Raw genomic sequence first — 2293 nt, 5'->3', positions numbered from 1 at the left:
AAAATTAAAAATGAAAAGTATTAAATGAAAAATTAAAATCAAAAACCAAAACACTCTGTAAACCGAATCAGAGTGTTTTTCTTGCGACAGGCAGTCGCACATTCATAAACAAAAGTTTATGAAATCTTGAGTGTTAAGAACAGCAACAACGATACCATAATGGTAAAAACGAGTCGAGAGTTTGGAAGCTCAAGAGTTCTCGAAGGTGAAAGTCCTTCCCTAGGAGTGCTGATACAACCTAGGAAGTCTAGTCTAGGGCAATATCGTGAGGTATTGTCTGAAGGAGACGTGGTAGTCGAGAGGCCCATAGGCGGACTAGCAGACCGAAATGCAGAGGAGTGAAGCACAAGTGGCGGGGTAAACTGACGACTATGCGAAAATAATGGGAAGTCATTAATTTTAATTCAATGAATCAGCCGAATTGAAATAGTTTATCATGTGAAAGTGCTCGGTATGTTAGGAAGGAAAGTGCGGTGACCCTGTGAGGTCTTTATTCAAGCCCGTAAGGGGTAGTAGAATATAAGGTTATGCCGAAGTTTCTACTACGGATAGAGAAGTCAGACAGTTTCATAGTACGGGAGTAGGTATTAGACCAAACTGATACTGAACGGAAGGGAACTGACCTCAGTGGACCTAACTTTAATCATGTGTAATGATAACGGTAACGCTACGAAAGTAAAAACGAACCGAAAGGACACAAGAAAGGTGAAGGATAATAAATGAATCAAGAATTGAAGCTTAAAATGCATAGTATTTATGGACAGCTGTTAGTTGAAAGAAAGCTAATGGAAGCATGGAAACAGGTTAAAGAAAATAAAGGCTGTGGAGGTATTGATGGTGAAACCCTCGAAACCTTCGCTGAAAAAGAAGAGGAGAAGATCAATAAACTCCTAATTACCCTAAAAGAGAAAAGCTACGTACCAAAGCCAGTAAAGAGGGTATATATACCAAAGAAAAATGGTAAAAAAAGACCATTAGGAATCCCAACCATAGAGGATAGGATTGTACAGCAAAGTGTGGTAAATGTCATAAGTCCTAAGTTTGAGAATGAGATATTTCATAAATGGTCATGTGGATACAGAAAAGGATTAGGTGCAGAAAGAACAATGCAGATAATTCTTTGGAATCTAGAAACAGGACACAACCACATATATGACTGTGATATAAAAGGGTTTTTTGACAACATACCACACAAGAAACTGATGAAGATATTGACAAAATATATAGCTGATGGAACTGTCCTAGATATGATATGGAGGTGGCTAAAGGCTGGACATATGGAAGAAGGTAAATTCCATAATACTGAATCTGGCACTCCGCAAGGAGGGGTGATTTCGCCAATACTTGCAAATATATACCTAAATGAACTAGACTGGGAACTAGATAAGGAAAATATCCGTTTTGTAAGATATGCTGATGATTTTCTTCTTTTTGCAAAAACAGAAGAAGAAATCAAAAGAGCAGGTGCGGCAGCGAATAGGGTAATAACTGATTTAGGATTGGAAGTATCAATGGAGAAAACAAAATTCGTTAATTTCAACAATGAGAATTTTAATTTCCTTGGATTTACATTTGAGCATTGGAGACAAAGAAAGAACGATGGAGAGTCATATTTCATCGTAAGACCTACTGAGAATTCGATCAAAGACTTCAAAACTAAAATAAAAGAGAAAACAAGGAAAAGCCTAACCCTTAGCACCAAAGCATGGCTAGATGCCTTAAATCCAATAATAAGAGGAAAGATAAACTACTATCTAAATATCTACAAGGCAGTTAAAGCCAACGAAGGATATGGACAGAAAAGCAGGTGTATTTTAAAGGCATTTAGTAAGGAACTACATGCAGTAGATTCCTATGTTAGACAAAGGTTGAGGGTAGCGATGATACACAAAAATCCATGTCAAAGGAAAGGCTGGCTTATGACCTCGAAATGGAACAACGAGTATTTTGTAAAGATAGGGCTTATACCATCTCACTGGTTATATTTCAACAAAATGTGGGGGTATACCCTAGAAATGTACCTAGAGAAAATAACAGCCAAAAGCAAAGCGAAATTAGAAAGACAAATTAAGAAATTAAAAGAAAAAGGCCAAGAGTATTATACTCCTGACCGAGTTTCCAAGATTAATGCTGTGAAAAGCTATGCTTGATACATTTTAAACACGTTGGTAAGCCGTATGCCTTAGTAGGGCACGTGCGGTTTGATAAGGGGGTAGCTATGAAAATAGTTACCCTACTTTATCATATAGTAATATAGAACTATTTCATAAATTTAATAAAAAAAAACCTCGAA

The 2293-nt window shown here is 36.9% G+C and carries 1 protein-coding gene; it reads left to right on the top strand.

What is annotated here, in order from left to right; translation table 11 throughout:
- Positions 1–719 precede the first annotated feature (719 nt).
- The gene (ltrA, locus tag F8154_RS09235; protein WP_151861337.1) at positions 720–2150 is read left to right on the top strand and encodes a group II intron reverse transcriptase/maturase; all 1431 of its coding nucleotides are present in this window, start codon (positions 720–722) and stop codon (positions 2148–2150) included.
- Positions 2151–2293 lie beyond the last annotated feature (143 nt).

Source organism: Alkaliphilus pronyensis (genome assembly GCF_009017275.1).
Lineage (GTDB): Bacteria > Bacillota > Clostridia > Peptostreptococcales > Natronincolaceae > Alkaliphilus_C > Alkaliphilus_C pronyensis.
This window is presented reverse-complemented; position numbering and strand designations above follow the sequence as displayed.